General features: G+C 53.2%; 1 pseudogene. It reads right to left on the minus strand.

Annotated elements, in window-relative coordinates:
• A pseudogene (locus HMPREF2724_RS04985) lies at positions 1-347 on the minus strand (IS3 family transposase); the annotation flags it as partial.
• Positions 348-363 lie beyond the last annotated feature (16 nt).

Genomic DNA, 363 nt, shown 5'->3' on the forward strand with positions numbered 1-363 from the left:
CGCCCACGTCTGCGGCCGGAAACACCTGCTAGCTTCATTAGTCGTGCAGTCTTGTCGCGGCCGATATGAAAGCCTTCACGGTTCATCGCGTGCCACATTTTGCGGATACCGTAGACCGAGAAATTCTCCGCATGCACACGCTGTATTTCTGGGATGAGCAGGCTATCGCTTAAGGCTCTTGCACTGGGAACGCGTGTGGTGGCTTTGCGGTAGCCGCGTGAAGTAATGAATCCACGATCTGCTTGTTTAAGGACTCGACAGATGGCCTCGACCCCAAACTGATCTTTATACGTGTCGATGTAGGAGATCATTTGGTCGTGGGTCGGTCGAGTTCCGCTGCGAAAAAAGCCGAAGCTGTCTTAA

The sequence above is a fragment of the Corynebacterium sp. HMSC071F07 genome, from assembly GCF_001810285.1.
Taxonomy (GTDB): domain Bacteria; phylum Actinomycetota; class Actinomycetes; order Mycobacteriales; family Mycobacteriaceae; genus Corynebacterium; species Corynebacterium simulans.